The 18,660-nt window shown below is 65.0% G+C and carries 8 protein-coding genes; 7 read left to right on the top strand and 1 reads right to left on the bottom strand.

Annotated features, from left to right (window positions below; all coding sequences use genetic code 11):
- A complete protein-coding gene (locus tag RTW82_RS14580) occupies positions 1-1,842 on the top strand; it encodes a hypothetical protein (RefSeq protein ID WP_316925513.1) in 1,842 nt (613 codons plus the stop codon).
- Positions 1,839-4,820: a bpX6 domain-containing protein gene (locus RTW82_RS14575; RefSeq protein ID WP_316925512.1), complete on the top strand. Its 2,982-nt coding sequence runs from the start codon at positions 1,839-1,841 to the stop codon at positions 4,818-4,820. The genes RTW82_RS14580 and RTW82_RS14575 overlap by 4 nt, the downstream gene beginning before the upstream one ends.
- Before the next feature lie 33 nt (positions 4,821-4,853).
- On the opposite strand, the gene RTW82_RS14570 is transcribed toward RTW82_RS14575, so the two are convergent.
- The gene (locus tag RTW82_RS14570; RefSeq protein ID WP_316925511.1) at positions 4,854-8,318 is read right to left on the bottom strand and encodes a response regulator; all 3,465 of its coding nucleotides are present in this window, start codon (positions 8,316-8,318) and stop codon (positions 4,854-4,856) included.
- Positions 8,319-8,626: 308 nt separating this feature from the next.
- On the opposite strand from RTW82_RS14570, the gene RTW82_RS14565 reads away from it, so the two are divergent.
- The 5 genes from RTW82_RS14565 to RTW82_RS32180 all read left to right on the top strand — a co-directional run.
- Positions 8,627-10,765 carry a type I secretion system permease/ATPase gene (locus tag RTW82_RS14565; RefSeq protein ID WP_316925510.1) on the top strand — a complete coding sequence of 713 codons (2,139 nt, stop codon included), beginning with the start codon at positions 8,627-8,629 and terminating at the stop codon, positions 10,763-10,765.
- A 94-nt stretch (positions 10,766-10,859) separates the two neighbouring features.
- Entirely contained in the window at positions 10,860-12,275 is a 1,416-nt protein-coding gene (locus RTW82_RS14560) for an HlyD family type I secretion periplasmic adaptor subunit (RefSeq protein WP_316925509.1), read from the top strand.
- A 76-nt stretch (positions 12,276-12,351) separates the two neighbouring features.
- The gene (locus tag RTW82_RS14555; protein ID WP_316925508.1) at positions 12,352-15,906 is read left to right on the top strand and encodes a calcium-binding protein; all 3,555 of its coding nucleotides are present in this window, start codon (positions 12,352-12,354) and stop codon (positions 15,904-15,906) included.
- A gap of 242 nt (positions 15,907-16,148) precedes the next feature.
- Positions 16,149-18,626: a calcium-binding protein gene (locus tag RTW82_RS14550; protein ID WP_316925507.1), complete on the top strand. Its 2,478-nt coding sequence runs from the start codon at positions 16,149-16,151 to the stop codon at positions 18,624-18,626.
- Positions 18,598-18,660: calcium-binding protein (locus RTW82_RS32180; RefSeq protein ID WP_410478803.1), on the top strand; the 63-nt coding region annotated here is incomplete at its 3' end. The genes RTW82_RS14550 and RTW82_RS32180, both read left to right, overlap by 29 nt.

The following is an 18,660-nucleotide window of genomic DNA, read 5'->3' as shown; positions in this document are numbered from 1 at the left end:
ATGCAATTGCCCGACGCCCTGAAGCCCTGGCACCCCCTGCTGGAAGGCGTGGCCCCGGAACTCGCCGAACAACTCGCCGCGATGCTCGGCCGCCTGCAAGCCCTGGTTGGCCCCTTCCGCGAGCGCACACCCAACGGCCCGCCCGAACCCGATGGTCTGGGTGACCTGCAACGACGCGGCCCCTATGAGCGGCTGCTCTCTAGCGAGTGGCTGCTGGCCGACGAGATCCCCGATGAGTTCCTCCGCCGCGCGGCCGGCGGCGAGCACCTGTTCCTCGCTCCCCAGCAGCGCGCACGGCACAGCAGTCGGCTGATCGTCGCCCTGTTCGACGCCGGCCCCCGGCAACTGGGCTCACCGCGCCTGGCCCACCTGGCGATGCTGATCCTCCTCGCCCGCCGCGCGCGGGAAGCCGACGGCGAGCTGCGCTGGGGCATCCTCCAACGCCCGGCCTGGCATGAGGGCCTGCAAGGCCCCGCCGACCTCAACCGGGTGCTCGAGGCACGCAGCTGGACGGCTGCCGAACCCGCCCACTGGCAAACCTGGCAGGCCATGGTCGACGCGCTGCCGACGGAGCCGGACGAGCGCTGGCTGATCGGCGGTACGGCCGAAGACGCGGGCATCAGCCACGGGCTGCAGATCACCACCCACCTCGATGGCAAGGCGCTGGAGGTCACCCTGCAACAGGCCCGCAGCCGTCGCAGCCTCGACCTGCCGCTGCCCCCCCCGGCCATCGGCAAGCGCCTGCTGAGCGGGCAGTTCGGCCTGATGACCCTGCCCGGGCCACAGGCACTCGCCCAACCTGGGGTGCTGCACGCCCCGCGAGTGGCCCTGACCCTGCCGCCGGTGATCGCCCGTTCCGGGCAGATGGTGGCGCTGACGCTACTCGACCAAAAGGGCGCGCTGGTGTTCAAGCTGCCACCGCCCCACGGCAAAAAGAACATCGTCACCAAGGTGCGCCGGCAGAACTGGCCCGCCGGCAACCAGCCGCTGGCCATGGCCTTCCAGGGCAAGAGCCTCGGCGCCATCGTGGACACCGGCGCCTACTTGCGTTTCTGGCAGTTGCAGGGCTTCGGCGCCATCAAGCGTCCGCCTCTGGAAGAGCTCAAAGCCCCACCGGGCACCGCCAACCTGCTGCCGCTGGCCCTGGTGAACAGCAATCACAACGGCCAGCGCCTGTACCTGCTGGATGCCGCCGGGCACCTGCTGTACTGGAACCGCGACAAGCAGGCCGCGAGCCACGAACCGCCGCCCCTGCATCGGCTGGACTCCGATGTGCTGGCCATGGCCAGCTTCGAGGACGGCCGGCTCTACTACCTGTACAAGCGCGACCAGAGCGTCGTCCTGCAGGAAATGCTGTCGAGCCACCGGACCAATGTTCGCCTGCGCATCGGTGAGGCCGGCGGCACCTGCAAGGCCTTCATCGCCCGCGTCGCCAATTCGTACTCCCTGCCCGCCTGTGCCCTGCTGATGGATGCCACTCCCCATGAACAATGGCGGCTCTGCCGCCCCAAGGGGCTTCAGGGCGAAGGCGCGGAGGACTGGACACTCGATGTGCCCGGCGGCTGGAGCGCCCAAGGCCTGGTAGCCGATCGCGAAACCCAGGCCCTGTCGCTGTTGCTGATGAGCAGCGACCGCAAGGGCCTGAGCCTGTACGACGGCAGCACCCATTGCAGGTTCTTCGATTCCCCCGATCCCATCGCCCGCCTCAGCGTATGCCCCGCCAGCGGCCTGGTAGCAATCCTTACCCACGCCCGCGAGCTGGTGGTGTATTGCAGCCAGCACCGAGTGGTGCGCCTGCGCGCCCAATGCACCCTGGCCGATGAGCAAGGAGCCCAGCCATGAACGCGCCGGATGCGCAGGTTCGCCAGCCGCTGCTCAAGGGCCGCCACAAGGTGGCCGGGCTCTGGCTGCCGGCCGACTGGCTGGGCGCCGAGGAACGCACGGCGTTGCTGCTGCACCACTGGCACGCCGACGCCAGCGCCTGGCGCTTCGCCGACGGCGACCTGCTGCGTTTCGCCAGCGCCCGCCCCATGGACTGCGACGGCCTGGTCGGCTGGCCGCTGCTGGCGCTGAAGAATGGAGGCCTGTGCTCTGCGGAACTGACCGCCGAAGAGCGCGCAACGCTGCCGGCAGCCGATCTCTGGCTGGTGCGTGGCGGCCGGGTGCAGGCGCTGCGCCTGGTCGATGCCCGGCGCCTGGCCCTGGAAGAGCATATCGCCCTCGACGGCTACCCGCTGCTGGACACCTACGATTGCCGTGCCATCCTGCCGCCGCCGATGCTGGAGGTGCTGCCGCCAATCAAGGACATCCACGCCATCCTCGATGGCAAGGTCAAGCCGCCAAGCCCGGAGCGCGACGCCTTCCTCAAGTCGCTGCTGCAGCAACAGGCCGCCGCCGGCCAAGGCACCGCCAGCCGACCTACCCCGCGCAAGGCCCCCTCACGCGCCGCCTCCGGCAAGTCGGGGATCAGCGCCAGCTGGGCCTTCTGGCTGTCGTTGTTCGCCATCATGATGGTGGGCAACTTCATCCGCGATGCGATGAGGCAACCAACGAACCTCCCGCCGCCCACCCTCAACGCGGCACCGGTGGTGGAAGCACCAAGCGACGGTTCGGACACCATCCTGATCGTCATCCTGGTCACCCTTGCGGTGCTTATCGCGATGCTGTTCTTCGCCGCGCTGCGACGCTTCTTCAAGGGCGACCCGCAAGGCTGGACCGCCCAGCCCTCGGCGCCTGCTCAAGCGGCGGCGCAGGTACCGGCCAAGGCCCCTGCCGCCCCGCCCATCAAGTCCCGCGCCACCCAGGCTCCACGCGGGCCGAGCGCCTGGCGGCGCTTCGTCACCTCCCTGGCCATCACCTCGAAGTTCAGCGAGCTGCTCAACCGCCGCCAGAGTGCCTACATGCGGCGCATGCTGAAGATGTTCGAGGAAGGCGACATCGCCGAAGCCCTGCGCCACGCGCTGCCCCTGGGCGGCGAGCAGGGCAACCTGGGCCAGGCCTTCGGCACGCCGACGCGGCGTGACGATCTCGACCTCGGCAAGCGCACGGGCCCGGGCACCGCCATCTCCCTGGGCGAGGACCTCGAAGCGCACCTGCGCACGCTCTATCGCCAGCACTTCGAGAAGCTCGACCGCGAGGGGCGCATCGACGAGGCGGTGTTCATCCTCGCCGAGCTGCTCAAGGCTCGCCAGGAAGCCCTGGACTACCTGGAGCGCCACCTGCGCTTCCGCCAGGCCGCCGACCTGGCGCTGGCCTGGGACATGCCGGCCGACAGCATCGTGCGCCTGCACTGCCTGGCCGGCGACTGGCGCACCGCGCTGCAGGTGGCGCGCCGCGACAACGCCTTCGCCAATGCCGTGGAGATGCTGGAGAAGAAGTGGCCCCAGGCCGCGCAGCGCCTGCGCCAGGACTGGGCCGAGATGCTGGTGGCCCGGGGCGACTGGCTGGAAGCCGTGGACGTCATCTGGCCGCTGCCGGACAAGCAGGCGCTGGCCGCCCAGTGGCTGCTGTGTGCCGAGGAAGCCGGCGGCGGCCTCAGTGCCGAGGCGCTGGTGAAGCGCGCCGTGCTGCTGCCCGACACCCTGGATGCCTACGCGGCACGGCTGAAGTCGCTGCGTGACGACCCGACGCTGGCCGGCGAGCGCCTGGCCCTGGCCCAGGCGCTGAACCGGGTCGGCACCGTGCCCCGCGCCCGCAGCAACGAACAGCTGCAACGACTGACGCGGCTGGTACTGCCGCCCCTGTTGGAAGACCACGCCCGGAGCCGGGTCAACCTGTCGCGGCGCGACCTGCAGAGCCTGCTCACCCTCAGCCAGGACAAGCTGCTGCAAGCCGATCTGCCGCCCAAGGGACTGCCGGAACAGGACGCCTCGCCATTACTGCAGCAGAACCCGCCGCTGCAGTGGCAGGCCCCGCCGGCCGGCCAACGGGCCATCCTCGACGCCGCGCCCCTGGCCGAGGGACGCACCCTGGTGGCCCTGGGTGAAGCCGGTCTGGCGGTGCTCGACGACCTGGGCCGAACGCTGTTCCGCTTCGCCGAGCCCGGCCACCGCATCGTCCTCGCCCGCAACCGCCGCGCGGCCCTGGCGCTGGCCCGGCGCGACCAGGTCTGGCGCATCACCAAGCTCGACCTGGTCAGCCGCAAGGCCACCGACCTCGGCGTGCTGGCGATGGACTTCCACGCCCATGAATTCGACGGCACCTCCTGGACCATCGGCAACAGCCGCAGCGTGCGCGTGGTGGATGTCGACCGGGCCTTCGCCGTGGTCTGGCACGTCAGCGACCTGCCGGGGCAATTGCTCGCCTTCCAGGGTTGCGCCGGCTTCGAGCAATGGCTGGTGGAGGATGGCCGCGGCGGCACCGAGCTCTGGCGCTACGCGCTGCCGACGCGGCGCCTGACCCATCGCTACGAGGTGCTGCCGTCCCGCCATGAAGGAGGGTTCTACGTCCCCAACCCGGACGGCGGGTTGCTGGAAATCTGGTTCCGCGGCAACGAGGCGGGCGAGCAGAGCCTGCTGATACACACCCACGGCGGCAGCCGCGAGATCGCCCTGCCGGACGTCAGCGCGGACCAGGTCGACAAGACGCTCATCACGCTGGCCGACGGCTGGCTGCTCCTCGGCACAGCGACGGATACGGAGATGACGCACTGGCGGCTGGTCAACCCGCGCACCCTGAAGACCTGCGCGGAGCTGGACTGGCCGTCCGATACGCCCCTGCAGAGCCGCTCCCTGGAGCACGACTGGCGGCTGTTCGACTGCACCGGGCGCCTGCTGCGCCTGGACACCCTGACAAGCGAGCTCCGTGAACTGCGCAACTGAATAGCGGCGCGGCGACCCTCGCCGCGCCCTGCTTCAGAAACGCTCTAGCTTCGGCAGCCACACGCGAATCAGCGAGAACAGGCGCTCCAGGTCGATGGGCTTGGCCAGGTAGTCGCTGGCGCCGGCGCGCATGCATTGCTCCTGGTCGTCCTTCATCGCCTTGGCGGTGACGGCGATGATCGGCAACTTGGCCCAGCGCGGCTCCTCGCGGATGCGCCGGGTGGCTTCGAAGCCGTCCATCACCGGCATCATCACGTCCATCAGCACCAGGTCGATGTCGGGGTTTTCGTCCAGCTTCTCGATGGCCTCCTGGCCGTTGCGCGCGGTCACCACCTGGGCGCCCTTCTCGTCCAGCGCGCTGATCAGGGCGAAGATGTTGCGCACGTCGTCGTCCACCACCAGCACCTTGCGCTTCTCGAACACCTTGTCGCGGTTGCGCGCGGTCTGCAGCATGCGCTGGCGGTCGCTGGAGAGGGACGACTCGACCTTGTGCAGGAACAGCGTGACCTCGTCCAGCAGCCGTTCGGGCGAGCGCGCGCCCTTGATGATGATCGAGCGCGAGTGCTTGAGCAGGTCCTCCTCCTCGTCGCGGGTGAGGTTGCGCGAGGTGTAGACGATCACCGGCGGGAAGGCGCCGAGGTCTTCGGTGGCCATGCGCTTGAGCAGCTCGTTGCCGTGCATGTCGGGCAGCTTGAGGTCGATGATCATGCAATCGAACTGGGTCTCGCGCAGTTGCTCCAGGGCTTCCTGGCCGCGCTCGGCGGTGACCACCTGGATGTCCTCGTCACCCACCAGGCGGGCGATGCTGTCGCGCTGGGAAGCATCCCCTTCGACCACCAGCACGCGCTTGACCTTCTGCGTGAGCTTGGCCTCCAGGCGCGAGAAGACGTCCACCAGCAGCTCGCGGGTGGTGGGCTTCTGCGCGTAGCCGATGGCGCCCAGGTGCAGCGCCGGCTCGGTGCGGTCGTCGGTGGAGACGATGTGCACCGGGATGTGCCGGGTGCGCGAGCTCTCCTTGAGCCGTTGCAGCACCGAGAGGCCGGAGTCGTCCGGCAGGCGCATGTCGAGGAGCACCGCATCCGGCCCGTGCTCGCCGGCCAGGCGCAGGCCCTCGCTGGCGCTGTGGGCCACCAGGCAGCGGTAGCCGAGCTCGTGGGCCAGGTCGTAGAGGATCTGCGCGAACTTGGGTTCGTCCTCGATCACCAGCACGCAGCGCCCGCCCCGGTGGGGCAGCTCGCGGTCGTCGGGGAAGCTCGGCGCCTCCGGCTTCTCGTCGCCCAGGCGCGGCGGCTCGGGCAGGGGTTCGGGCTGGGCGGGAACTGGCGCGGTTTCCTTGGCCAGGTAGTTTTCCGGCAGCCAGAGGGTGAACAGGCTGCCCTGCCCCGGCTCGCTGCTGACTTCGATGGTGCCGCCGAGCATCTCTGCCAGGTTGCGCGAGATGGACAGGCCCAGGCCGGTGCCGCCGAAGCGCCGGTTGGTGGTGCCGTCGGCCTGGCGGAAGGCCTCGAAGATGAAGCCGCGCTGTTCCTCGCTGATGCCGATGCCGGTGTCGGCGACATCGAAGGCGATGCCATTGTCGGCGGGCCGCACACGCAGGCGCACGCTGCCCTCCTGGGTGAACTTGAAGGCGTTGGAGAGCAGGTTCTTGAGGATCTGCTCCACCCGCTGGCTGTCGCTGAAGAACTGCCTGGGCGCGGCGGCTTCCACCTGCACCTCGAAGACCAGCGACTTCTCCGCCGCCTGCGGCCGGAAGAGGTTCTCCAGGCCCTCCACCAGGCGCGCCAGCTCGGTCTGCTCGGGACGGATTTCCAGGCGCCCGGCCTCGACCTTGGCGATGTCGAGGATGTCGTTGATCAGGCGCAGCAGGTCATTGCCGGAGGAGTAGATCAGCTGGGCGTATTTCACCTGCTGCTCGTCGAGGTTGCCCTTGCGGTTCTCCGACAGCAGCTTGGAGAGGATCAACGAACTGTTCAGCGGCGTGCGCAGCTCGTGGGACATGTTGGCGAGGAATTCGGACTTGTAGCGGCTGGCCCGCTCCAGCTCGTCGGCACGCCGCTGCAGCTCCTTGCGCGCCTGGTCGAGGGCGTGGTTGCGCTCGTCCAGGGTGTCGCGCTGCTCCTGCAGGCGCAGGGTCTTCTCGTTGAGCTGCTCATTGGTCTGTTCCAGCTCCGCCTGCTGGGTCTCCAGGCTGGCCTGGGATTCGCGGATCACCCGCGACTGGTCTTCCAGCTCTTCGTTGGCGGTGCGCAGCTCCTCCTGCTGCACCTGCAGCTCTTCGTTGAGCTGCTGGGTCTCGGTGAGGATGTCGTGCAGGCGCTGGCGGTAGCGCGCCGCCTCGAGGGAGGCGCCTAGGCTGCCGCCTATGGCATCGAGGAAGGCCTGGTCACGCTCATCCAGCGCCCGCAGGAAGCCCAGCTCGACGATGCCGTTGACGCTGCCCTCGGTGGCGGTGGGCGCGAGCAGCACTGAAACCGGCTCGTCACTGCCCAACCCGGAGTTGACCTTGAGGTAGCTCGGCGCGAGTCCCTCCAGCACCCGGGTACGGCGCTCGACCGCCACCTGCCCGACCATCCCCGCGCCATCGGCGAAGGCCTGGTCGCGGGCCTGTTCCTCGGGGGAAAAGCCGTAATCCGCCACGCGGCGCAGCTCGCCATCCTCCTGGCGCACATAGAGCGCCCCCACCACCATGCCGAGGTACTGAGCGAGGAAATCCAGCACCGCGCGACCGATGCTGGTGGACGATTGCTGGCCGATGATGCACTCCGCCAGGCGCGACTGCCCTTCGCGCAGCCAGGCCTGCTGCTGCAGCTTCTGGTTATCGGCGATCTGCCGTTCCAGCGTCGCGCCGTAGGTACTGGAAAGGCCCAGCAGCTCGCGCCGCCCGAAGTACGCCAGCAAGCCGCTGAAAGACAGGCTGAACAGCAGGTAGGCCGCGATGGTGAAGATCGCCGTGTTGCTGGCCCGCTCGTTGCGGTCATGACGCAGTTGCTGCTCGGCGGCTATGAACTCGGCAAAGGTCTGGCGGATGCCATCCACCAGTTGCTTGCCACGCTTCTCGCGGACGGCGGCGGTGATGTCCTGGCCGGCACGGCGCTGCTCGATCATCTGGTTGGCGAAGCGGGCCCATTGTTCCTGCATCGACTCGATGCGACGGATCTTCTCCACCTGGATGGGGTTGTCCTTGACCAGCTCGGTCAGCTCCGCCATGCGCGAATCCAGGCGCGGCCCGGCGTCCTCGAAGGGGTCGAGGAACACGTCCTCCCCGGCGATCAGGAAGCCGCGCAGGCTGGACTCGCGGTCCAGCGTGTAACGGAAGCCCTCGTTGGCCTTGCCCATGACGACATCGGTGTGCTCGACCCAGCTGAGCACGTAGAGCAGGTAGCCGATCAGGGCGATGAATAGCGTGGCGCCGAGCACGCCGACACCAATCGGCAGGGCCACGTTGCGGGCGAGGATACGGCGGAAACTGCGTTCGTCGATGCTGGCGGTGGCGTTCATCGGCCTTCCCTGAATTGAATGCGCGAGACCCGGAAACGGGCGGCCAACGCGTCGTCGATTCCCTGGCGACCGCTGACCCGTAATGCGCAGCGCTGCGGCTGCTTGAGGAAAATGTAGCTAGTTGTGCCCGTTTCGCCCGGGAAGATCGCCCGGCGAACCCATCCGACCGGTCAAAACCGGGCCTTGCGCACTTTCGCCATCAGGAATGAGAACCGCTCATCAACTGCCGGCTTTGCGGCCTGAGCGGGTATTGGCAGAATGACGCGCGCATTGAATGGCGCTATGCCACCACCAAGGACGGAATCCTGATGCAGGACAGCACCCCTAACGAGCCAGGGCAAGGGCTCGACGCGGGCCTCGCGTGCCTGGTCATGCTCGCGCGTTTCCATAACGTCGCCGCTTCCCCCGAACAACTCGCCCACGAATTCGCCGAAGACGGCCGCCCATTCGGCAAGGCCGAGCTGCTGCTCGCCGCCAAGAAGCTCGGCCTCAAGGCACGCCCCGCCCGCAGCACCATCGCCCGCCTGGAACGCACGCCGCTGCCGGCGATCGCCTGTGACCGCGAGGGTGGCTTCTTCATCATCGCGCGGCTGGACGACGGCAAGGCGCTGATCCACGACCCGCGCGCCCAGCGCCCGGAAGTGCTGGAGTTCGAGGCCCTGGCCGAGCGCTGGGGCGGCGAGCTGATCCTGATCCGCTCCGAGGCCTCCCTGGCCGGCGAGCTGGCGAAGTTCGACTTCACCTGGTTCATCCCCGCCATCGTCAAATACCGCAAGCTGCTGGGCGAAGTGCTGCTGGTGTCCTTCGTGCTGCAGATCTTCGCGCTGCTGACGCCGCTGTTCTTCCAGGTGGTGATGGACAAGGTGCTGGTGCACCGCGGCCTGTCGACCCTGGATGTGATCGCCATCGGCTTGCTCGGCATCATGCTGTTCGAGACGGCTCTGTCGGGCCTGCGCAGCTACGTGTTCGCCCACACCGCCAGCCGCATAGACGTGGAGCTGGGCTCCCGGCTGTTCCGTCACCTGGTGACCCTGCCGCTGGCCTACTTCCAGGCGCGCCGGGTGGGCGACTCGGTGGCACGGGTGCGCGAGCTGGAGAACATCCGCAGCTTCCTCACCGGCAACGCCATCACCCTGGTGCTGGACGTGCTGTTCTCGGTGGTGTTCATCGCCGTGATGTTCTTCTACAGCGGCTGGCTGACGCTGGTGGTGCTGCTGTCGCTGCCGCTGTACTTCTTCATTTCGCTGATCATCACCCCGGTGCTGCGCGCCCGCATCAACGAGAGCTTCGCCCGGGGCGCGGAGAACCAGGCCTTCCTGGTGGAAACCGTCAATGGCATCGACACCCTCAAGGCGATGGCGGTGGAACCGCAGATCAACCGCAAGTGGGACAACCAGCTGGCCGGCTACGTGGCGGCGAGCTTCAAGACCCAGACCCTGTCGACCATCGCCAACGAGGGCGTGGGGCTGGTGGGCAAGCTGGTGACCGTGGCGACCCTGTGGCTGGGCGCGCGGCTGGTGATCGACGGCGACCTCAGCGTCGGCCAGCTGATCGCCTTCAACATGCTCGCCGGGCGCGTGTCGCAGCCGATCATGCGCCTGGCCCAGCTGTGGACCAACTTCCAGCAGACCGGCGTCTCGGTGCAGCGCCTGGGGGACATCCTCAACACCCGCACCGAGCTGTCCCAGGCAGCACGCAGCGCCCTGCCGCCGATCCGCGGCAACGTCGAGTTCGACCAGGTGCACTTCCGCTACCGCCCGGACGGCTCCGAGGTGCTGCGCGGGGTGAGCCTGAGCATCCAGGCCGGCGAGGTGATCGGCGTGGTCGGGCGCTCCGGCTCCGGTAAGAGCACCCTCACCCGCCTGCTGCAACGCCTCTACACGCCCGAGCGCGGCCGGGTGCTGGTGGACGGCATGGACCTGGCGCTGGCGGATGTGTCCTCGCTGCGCCGGCAGATAGGCGTGGTGCTGCAGGACAACATGCTGTTCGCCCGCAGCATCCGCGAGAACATCGCCCTCACCGACCCGGGCGCACCCATCGAGGTGGTGATGCAGGCGGCCAAGCTGGCCGGCGCCCACGAGTTCATCCTCGAACTGCCCGAGGGCTACGACACGGTGGTAGGCGAGCACGGCGCCTCGCTCTCCGGCGGCCAACGCCAGCGCGTGGCCATCGCCCGGGCGCTGATCGGCAACCCGCGCATCCTCATCTTCGACGAGGCCACCAGCGCGCTGGACTACGAGTCCGAACGCATCATCCAGCAGAACATGAAGGACATCTGCCGAGGCCGCACGGTGATCATCATCGCCCACCGCCTCTCCGCCGTACGCGATGCCAACCGCATCGTGGTGATGGACCGCGGGCAGATCGTCGAGCAAGGCACCCATGCCGAACTGCTGACCCACCAAGCCGGCCACTACTCGCGTCTGCACCGCCTGCAACAGGGCTGAGACGCATGCCAACCCGGACCGAACCGAACCACGCCCTCCCCCGCCGGGAGAGGGCCGGGGCGAGCCTCGCCCCCCACGCACGGATGCCCAGGCCATGAGCGCAAAACGCGAACTGATCAACCGCTACCGCAGTGCCTGGCGTCACGCCTGGCGCCACCGCAAGGCCATGGACGCCCCGCAGCGCCTGAGCCATGAGGTGCAATTCCTCCCCGCCGCCCTGGCCCTGCAGGAGCAGCCGCCGCACCCGGCGCCGCGCTATATCCAGGGGGCGATCATGGCCTTCGCCGTGCTCGCGCTGATCTGGGCCTGCGTCGGCGAGATCGACGTGGTGGCCACCGCCACCGGCAAGATCGTGCCCAGCGGCAAGACCAAGATCATCCAGCCCAGCGAGGTGGCGGTGGTCAAGGCGATCCACGTCTACGACGGGCAGAAGGTCAAGGCCGGCGACCTGCTGGTGGACCTCGACGCGCAGATCACCGGCGCCGACGTCGACCGCCTGAAGAGCGACCTGCTCGCCGCCCAGGTGGACAGCGCCCGCGCCCGCGCCCTGCTCGACGCCATCCAGGACGGCGGCGAACCCACCTCCCTCGCCGCGCTGATCCCCGAGGCCAGCCCCGAGCAACAACTGGCCGCCCAACGCTGGTTGCAGGGCCAATACCTGGAACTGCGCAGCACCCTCGACCAGGCCGACTCGGAGATCGACCAGCGCGTCGCCGAAATCCAGGCGGCCAAGGCCTGGGTGGCCAAGCTGGAGGAATCCCTGCCCATCACCCGCCAGCTCTCCGCCGACTACAAGCGCCTGCTGGACAAGGCCTACGTGGCCAAGCACGCCTACCTGGAGAAGGAGCAGGCACGCCTCGACCAGGAGCGTGAACTGGCCATCCAGCAGGCCCGCGTCATCGAACTCACCGCCGCCCGCAGCGCCGCCGAACGCCAGCGCAACACCGTACTGGCCCAGACCCGCCGCGCCATGCTCGACCTGCAGCACGAATCCGAACAACGCGCCGCCTCCCTCGCCCAGGAGCTGAAGAAGGCCGAACAGCGCGACCGCCTGATGCGCCTCACCGCCCCGGTGGACGGCACCGTGCAGCAACTGGCCATCCACACCAACGGCGGCGTGGTCACCGAAGCCCAGCCACTGATGGTCATCGTCCCTAGCGACCAGCCAGTGGAAGTGGAAGCGATGCTGGAAAACAAGGACATCGGCTTCGTCCACCCCGGCCAGGAAGTGGAGATCAAGGTCGAGACCTTCACCTTCACCAAATACGGCGTGGTGCACGGCACCGTGCAAAGCATCTCCAACGACGCCATCGACGACGAAAAACGCGGCCTGGTCTACAGCACCCGCATCCTGCTCAAGGAAAACAGCATCCAGGTCGGCGACAACCGCATCGAACTCTCCCCCGGCATGGCCGTGCGGGCGGAGGTGAAGACGGACAAGAGAAAGGTGATCGATTATTTCCTGAGTCCGTTGAAGGAATACCAGAATGAGAGTTTGGGGGAGCGGTGATCATTACGCCCCCTCACAAAACAATCGCGCGCCATAACAAGCTGCAGAACTATCAGAGCATTAAAAGGAATTCAAAATGTCAGGTAATTTGAATATCGAAAACAATGGCGACGGCACGCTATCCGTAACAGCCGAAGGCAATAATCACAGCGCAACAATTGAAGTTGACGCTAATGGAATAGCAAAGATCAGCGGCGATATTGGCATATTCGGCATCAGCTACGATCCCGCGACAGGCAAATACACCGAACAGGTTAACGTTCCGATTCGTGGCGGACTGGCAACGCTTCATTTCGGAAACAAGGGAACGATAGACGCAAACAATAATATCGTTTACGACTCCATGTTTATTGGCCTATCTGGAAAAGTCATTGGGGGAACTGAGTATTCCAGTGAGTTAACCGTGAGCACAGGTATTGATGAAGATGGCAATCGCGCCTTCAAATTCTCCGGCGAAGCATCTATCAGCTTCCTTGGCGGTCTCATCGAATTTAAGGGCGAGCTGGAAGATTTCTACTGGGATCCAGCTGACATGTTCGATCCTGAAGAAGATGGTTTTGTCTCAAGTGGTCTAGCAGGAAACGCTTTCTCTGCCCTGAAGAATAGGCAGGCTCAAATTGATGCAGCCATCAATGGCACCGATGCAGGCTCACAAATTAGTGTGGCCACCAACCAACACTTCAATGAAGCCAACGCCTTCGTCGAACGCCGTGATCCCCTCAGTCTCGACCTAGACGGCGACGGCATCGAAACCGTCGGCGCCAATGCAGGCATCACCTTCGACTTCGATGGCGATGGCCTGAAGACCGGTACCGGCTGGGTCAAGGGTGATGATGGCTTCCTCGTGCTGGACCGCAATGGCAATGGCAAGATCGACAATGGCGGCGAGCTGTTCGGCGTCGACACCGTCAAGGCCAACGGCCAGAAAGCCAGCAATGGCTTCGATGCGCTCAAGGACTTCGACAGCAACGGCGATGGCGTCTTCGATGCCCAGGATGCCCAATTCGCCAATGTGAAGATCTGGCAGGACGCCAACCAGGACGGCATCGCCCAGGCAGGCGAGCTCAAGACCCTGGTCGAACACAACATCGTCGCCATCAACCTGGATTCGACGGCGAGCAACCACAACTCCAACGGCAACCTGATCAGCGCCGTCGGCAGCTTCGTTCGTGGCGATGGCAGTGAAGGCACCGTCAACGCCAACCAGAGCCTGGCCGCCAACCTGGACCTGGTCAGCAACCCCTTCTATCGCGAATTCACCGACCACATTGCGCTGGACGACACGGCCAAGGCCCTGCCGGACATGAAAGGTTCCGGTGCGGTCCGTGACCTGCGCGAAGCCTCGATGCTCAATGCCGAACTCAAGACTCTGCTGGCTACCTATTCCCAGGCGCAGACCCGCGAAGAACAGATGGGCCTGCTGGATCAACTGATCGCCGAATGGGCCAAGAGCGCCGACTACAAGACCTTCGATGAACGCATCGACGCGCTGGATGACGGCACCACCGATGTGCGTTTCCAGTACTCCTGGGAGGCCAACGGTGCTCAACCGACCAAAGCACAGCAGAGCACCCAGAAGCTTCTTGAGCGTGTGAAAGCGCTCGAAGTGTTCAATGCGCAGAACATCCTCAAGTTTGGCAAGGTTGGCTCAGGCACCGATAGTCTGACGCTGTCGCTTGGTGTAGGTACCGCCAGCAGTAATAGCACCTACAGCACGGCCCAACCCAGTGTTGTAATTGATGAGAACCACCTAGGCTTCAACGCTGGCCAGGCCAGCTTGCTTAACCAGGCCTATGAGAGCCTCAAGCAGTCCATCTATGACGGCCTGGTCCTGCAGACTCGTTTGAAACCATATGTAGATACGATTGACCTCAAACTCACGACCACTGGGTTCGAGCTTGACTACGATCGGATGCACGCACTGTTCGCAGCTACGGCGAATGACAGTCCATTCATAGCCATTAGCGATGCATTGGATTTCTCCCGAATCTGGACAGACAAGAAATCGACAGACTTACTTAAAGCGTCTTTCATTCCTGCATTAGCAGAGCAGTTGTCCGCTGAAGAACTCAATAGACTTCGTAATCAACTATCCCACGTCAACGCTCAGCACACTCAGCTGGGTAGTGTTTCCAATGACGCGCTGATCGGTACGCTAAGCAACGACTACATACTTGGGCTGGGTGGCAACGATTCCATCCTCGGCGGCTACGGCGATGACACCATCATCGGCGGCAAGGGTAATGACACCCTCAACGGCTTTGACGGCAGTGATACCTATGCCTTCAGCCTCGGTGATGGTCACGACACCCTGGCCGAGACCTTTGCAAACGGCAGCGACAACTATCTCTACACCGACGTCATTCGCTTCAACGAAGGTATCGATGTCGCCGGCATGCGCATGAGCCGCGAAGGCAGGGACCTCACCCTGCACTACAGCGCCTCCGACAGCATCACGCTYACYAACTGGTACACCAATCCGTATRTGCGGATCGAGAAGGTCGAGTTCGCCGATGGCAGCAGCCGCACCATCAACAGCCTGGAAATGGAGCTTGGGGTCACTGGCACACCCGGTGACGACGGCTTCGGGATCTATGGCAACGATCCCATGCACTTCAARGGCATGGCAGGCAACGACRYACTGAACGGYGCYGCCGGTGACGACATCCTCGATGGCGGTGACGACAACGACAGCATCAATGGGGGCGCCGGTAATGACACCCTGCTCGGTGGCGCGGGCAACGACTCCATCTTCGGCGGCTACGGCGATGACGTACTCATCGGCGGCAAGGGCAACGACACCCTCGACGGTCATGACGGCGGTGACACCTAYGTCTTCAGCCTCGGTGATGGCCAGGACACMCTGGCCGAGACCTATGTAAACACCGCCGACAACTATCTCTACACCGACATCATTCGCTTCGGCGAAGGTATCGATGTCGCCGGCATGCGCATGAGCCGCGAAGGCAGAAACCTCATCCTGCACTACAGCGCCACCGACAGCATCACGCTCGCCGGCTGGTACAGCAATCCGTACCTCCGGGTTGAAAAGGTCGAGTTCGCCGATGGCAGCAGCCGCACCATCAGCAGCCTGGAAATGGAACTCGGGGTTGCGGGCACAGCCGGTAACGATGGCTTCGCGCCCTATGGCAACGATGCCGYGCACTTCAARGGCMTGGCAGGCAACGACGTACTGAACGGCGCTGCCGGTGACGACATTCTCGATGGAGGAGAAGGCAACGACAGCCTCAATGGCGGCTACGGTAATGACACCTACTTGTTTGCCAAAGGCGATGGCCAGGACCTGGTAGCCGATGCAGATGGCAACGACACCCTTCTCTTCGGCCAGGACATTTCCGCCAACGACATCTGGCTCCAACGCAACGGCAGCAACCTGGAGCTGACACTGCGCGATTCCACCGACAAGGTCACCATCAATAACTGGTACTCGAGCACTTCGAACCACATCGAGACCATCAAGTCCGGTGACGGCAAGACCCTGCTCGACAGCCAGGTCCAGAACCTGGTCAACGCCATGGCGGCCTTCGCACCGCCTGCGGGCGGCAGCTCCCACCTGACGCCAGAGCAGAAGGCGCAGCTGGAGGTAGTGATCGCCGCGAACTGGGCCTGACCTGCATCAGCGATAACGACAGGAGCGCCCATTGGCGCTCCTGTCCGCTGTGTGGAGCCCCGGGGTACCAGGGGTGTTCTGTTCCGCTCGGTAGAAACTTCAACGTTCCATGGATCACGCGGCTTGCCGAGCTGTGCGGATGACTGTCGCCTCGCCCCCATCAGGATGAGTGTTTTGGAAATGACCAGCGGCTCATTCGAGCCACTGGTGGGTTGGATATTTCTAGTCAAGGAGACGAGGCAATGTGGCGATACGTAGGAAGGGATGGTGACGTCGTTGTGGTCGAGAACGACCAGGGCCGTCGCATCGAGATCAACACCAAGGATGAGGTGGTCAACGGCAATACCGTCGGCATGAGTACCGGTGAGGCGCACGATGCGCTGGAGGCCCTGGACGAAGGGCTGGAAGCCGCAGGTGGCGGGGCAGCCTCCAAACCCGCCAAGCTGCTGCTGAAATTCTTCAACAAGGCCGGTGTGGCCGATGACATCCCGCAGGATGCCGTCGGGCCCGTCTGGTGGTGGAAGAACAGGAGCGCGTTTGAAATCGAGCAGATGGACAAGGAGGTCAACACCAACTTTGACTCAGCCCTGAAAACCGCCTCCCCCATGATTCTGGACCTGGACGGCGACGGTATCGAAACCTATGGCGCCGAGGGCCAGACGCTGTTCGACCATGATGGCGATGGCAACAAGCACGGCTCCGGCTGGGTAAAGCCGGACGACGGCTTGCTCGTGCTGGATCGCAACCACAACGGCTCCATCGACAATGGCCATGAGCTGTTCGGCGAGAACACCCTGCTGGCCGATGGCACCAAGGCCAAGGATGGCTTCGCCGCGATGCAGGCCGTGGACGGCAATGCGGACGGCAAGCTGGATGCCAACGACGCGGTATGGGGTGATCTGCGCGTCTGGCGCGACTTGAACGGTGACGGTATCAGCCAGTCTGGCGAGCTGTTCACCTTGCAGGACTTGGGCATCGAAAGCATCGCCACCGGCTCGGATGGCAAGAAGCAGGCCCTGGGCAACGACAACCATATCGACGGTTTCGGCACCTTCAAATGGGATGCTGCCCATGGCGGTGGCAACGGCGTGTCGGGTGATGTCTATTTCGAGAACAACCCCTTCTATCGCGAGTTCGCCGACTCGATCGAGATTCCGGCCAACCTGGCAGGGGTGGCCGATATGCGCGGCGCAGGTGCCGTACGCGATCTGCGTGAGGCTGCGGCCAGCAGCAACTCCCTGAGCAACGCGCTTGCCACCTACTCCCAGGCCGATACCCGGGTGGGCCAGCAGGTGCTGCTGGATCAACTGGTCCGGGCCTGGGCCGATAGCGCCAGCTTCCGCACCTTCGATGAACGCATCTCGGACCTGGCCGAAGGCAAGACCTACAAGATCGAGTTCGACTACTCCTGGGAAGTGAAGAAGAAAGGCTTTGCGGCAGGTTCCAGCGGCGGTGGCTCGAACGTCAGCGGCGGGACCAACGGCATTCCCGTAGGTACCGGCCAGGACACCTCGCCCACCGCCGACCAGCTCCGCAAGAAAGAGCTGCTGGAGATGGTGCGTGTGTTGGAGGTGTTCAACGGCCAGTACTTCTTCGACTTCAAGCCTGTTACCGATGACGACAAGGATGGAAAGATCAACCTCTCGTACGTCGCGGGGGTGCAATCGCGATCCGGCAGTGCCGGGGGCTCGCTGGCGTTTGGTTCGACCTTCTACCTTACGGAGGAGGACTTCTCCTTCGGCCCGAACCAGGAGAAACACATCCGTGCGGCCTACCAGGCCCTGCTGGATTCGGTCTACAACGGCCTGCTGCTGCAGACCCGTCTGAAGCCCTATCTGGACGCCGTATCCCTGGTACTGACCCAGGACACGCTGACCCTGGACTTCACTGCAGCCCTCGACAAGTTCGCCCAGACCCACGCCCACTCCCCGGTGAAGGCGATTGTCGACGTGCTCGAGTTCGGCTCGGCCATTGCAGGTACTGCGGGCTGGGCGGCCAATGAAATCGCCATTGCCGGCGACTGGGTCCGCCAGTTGGATGCAGCCCAGGTCGAGGCGCTGAAAGCGCAACTGGGCGCGGCCAGCAATGTGGTCTTCGACACCATCGCCAATAGCAACCTGGTAGGAGGCTCCGGCTCCGACTTCCTGTTTGGCGAAGCCGGCAACGACACCCTGACCGGTAACGACGGTGCCGATTTCCTGGATGGCGGCGACGGCAATGATCGCCTGTACGGCAACAGCGGAAATGACCTGCTGCTGGCGGGAGCAGGCAATGACTCGCTCTATGGTGGCGACGGCAATGATGTTCTCGACGGCGGCACTGGCAACGACCTCCTGAGCGGCGAAGGCGGTAGCGATACCTACCGTTTCGCGCGTGGCTGGGGCCAGGACAGCCTCAACAACAACGACGCCAGCACCGGCAAGGTCGATGCCATCGAGTTCGGCGCCGGCATCACGGCCAGTGACATCGTCGCTACCCGCTCCGGCACCAACCTGATCCTCAGCCTGGTTGGCAGCACTGATCGCATCACCGTCACCAACTACTTCAATGCCGATGGCACCAGCAGCTATAAGCTGGAGGAAATCCGCTTCATCGATGGCAGCGTGTGGGACGTCGCCCAGGTCAAGGAACTGGCCCTGCTCAATACCGCCGGCAACGACACACTGACGGGCTACCCGCTCCGGCACCAACCTGATCCTCAGCCTGGTTGGCAGCACTGATCGCATCACCGTCACCAACTACTTCAATGCCGAT

Source organism: Pseudomonas sp. zfem005 (genome assembly GCF_032621735.1).
GTDB lineage: Bacteria > Pseudomonadota > Gammaproteobacteria > Pseudomonadales > Pseudomonadaceae > Metapseudomonas > Metapseudomonas solani.
This window is presented reverse-complemented; position numbering and strand designations above follow the sequence as displayed.

Excerpts from the sequence above, each read along its gene's own strand:
- RTW82_RS14580 (WP_316925513.1), top strand. The coding sequence starts at position 1 with ATGCAATTGCCCGACGCCCTGAAGCCCTGGCACCCCCTGCTGGAAGGC.
- RTW82_RS14575 (WP_316925512.1), top strand. The coding sequence starts at position 1,839 with ATGAACGCGCCGGATGCGCAGGTTCGCCAGCCGCTGCTCAAGGGCCGC.
- RTW82_RS14570 (WP_316925511.1), bottom strand. The coding sequence starts at position 8,318 with ATGAACGCCACCGCCAGCATCGACGAACGCAGTTTCCGCCGTATCCTC.
- RTW82_RS14565 (WP_316925510.1), top strand. The coding sequence starts at position 8,627 with ATGCAGGACAGCACCCCTAACGAGCCAGGGCAAGGGCTCGACGCGGGC.
- RTW82_RS14560 (WP_316925509.1), top strand. The coding sequence starts at position 10,860 with ATGAGCGCAAAACGCGAACTGATCAACCGCTACCGCAGTGCCTGGCGT.
- RTW82_RS14550 (WP_316925507.1), top strand. The coding sequence starts at position 16,149 with ATGTGGCGATACGTAGGAAGGGATGGTGACGTCGTTGTGGTCGAGAAC.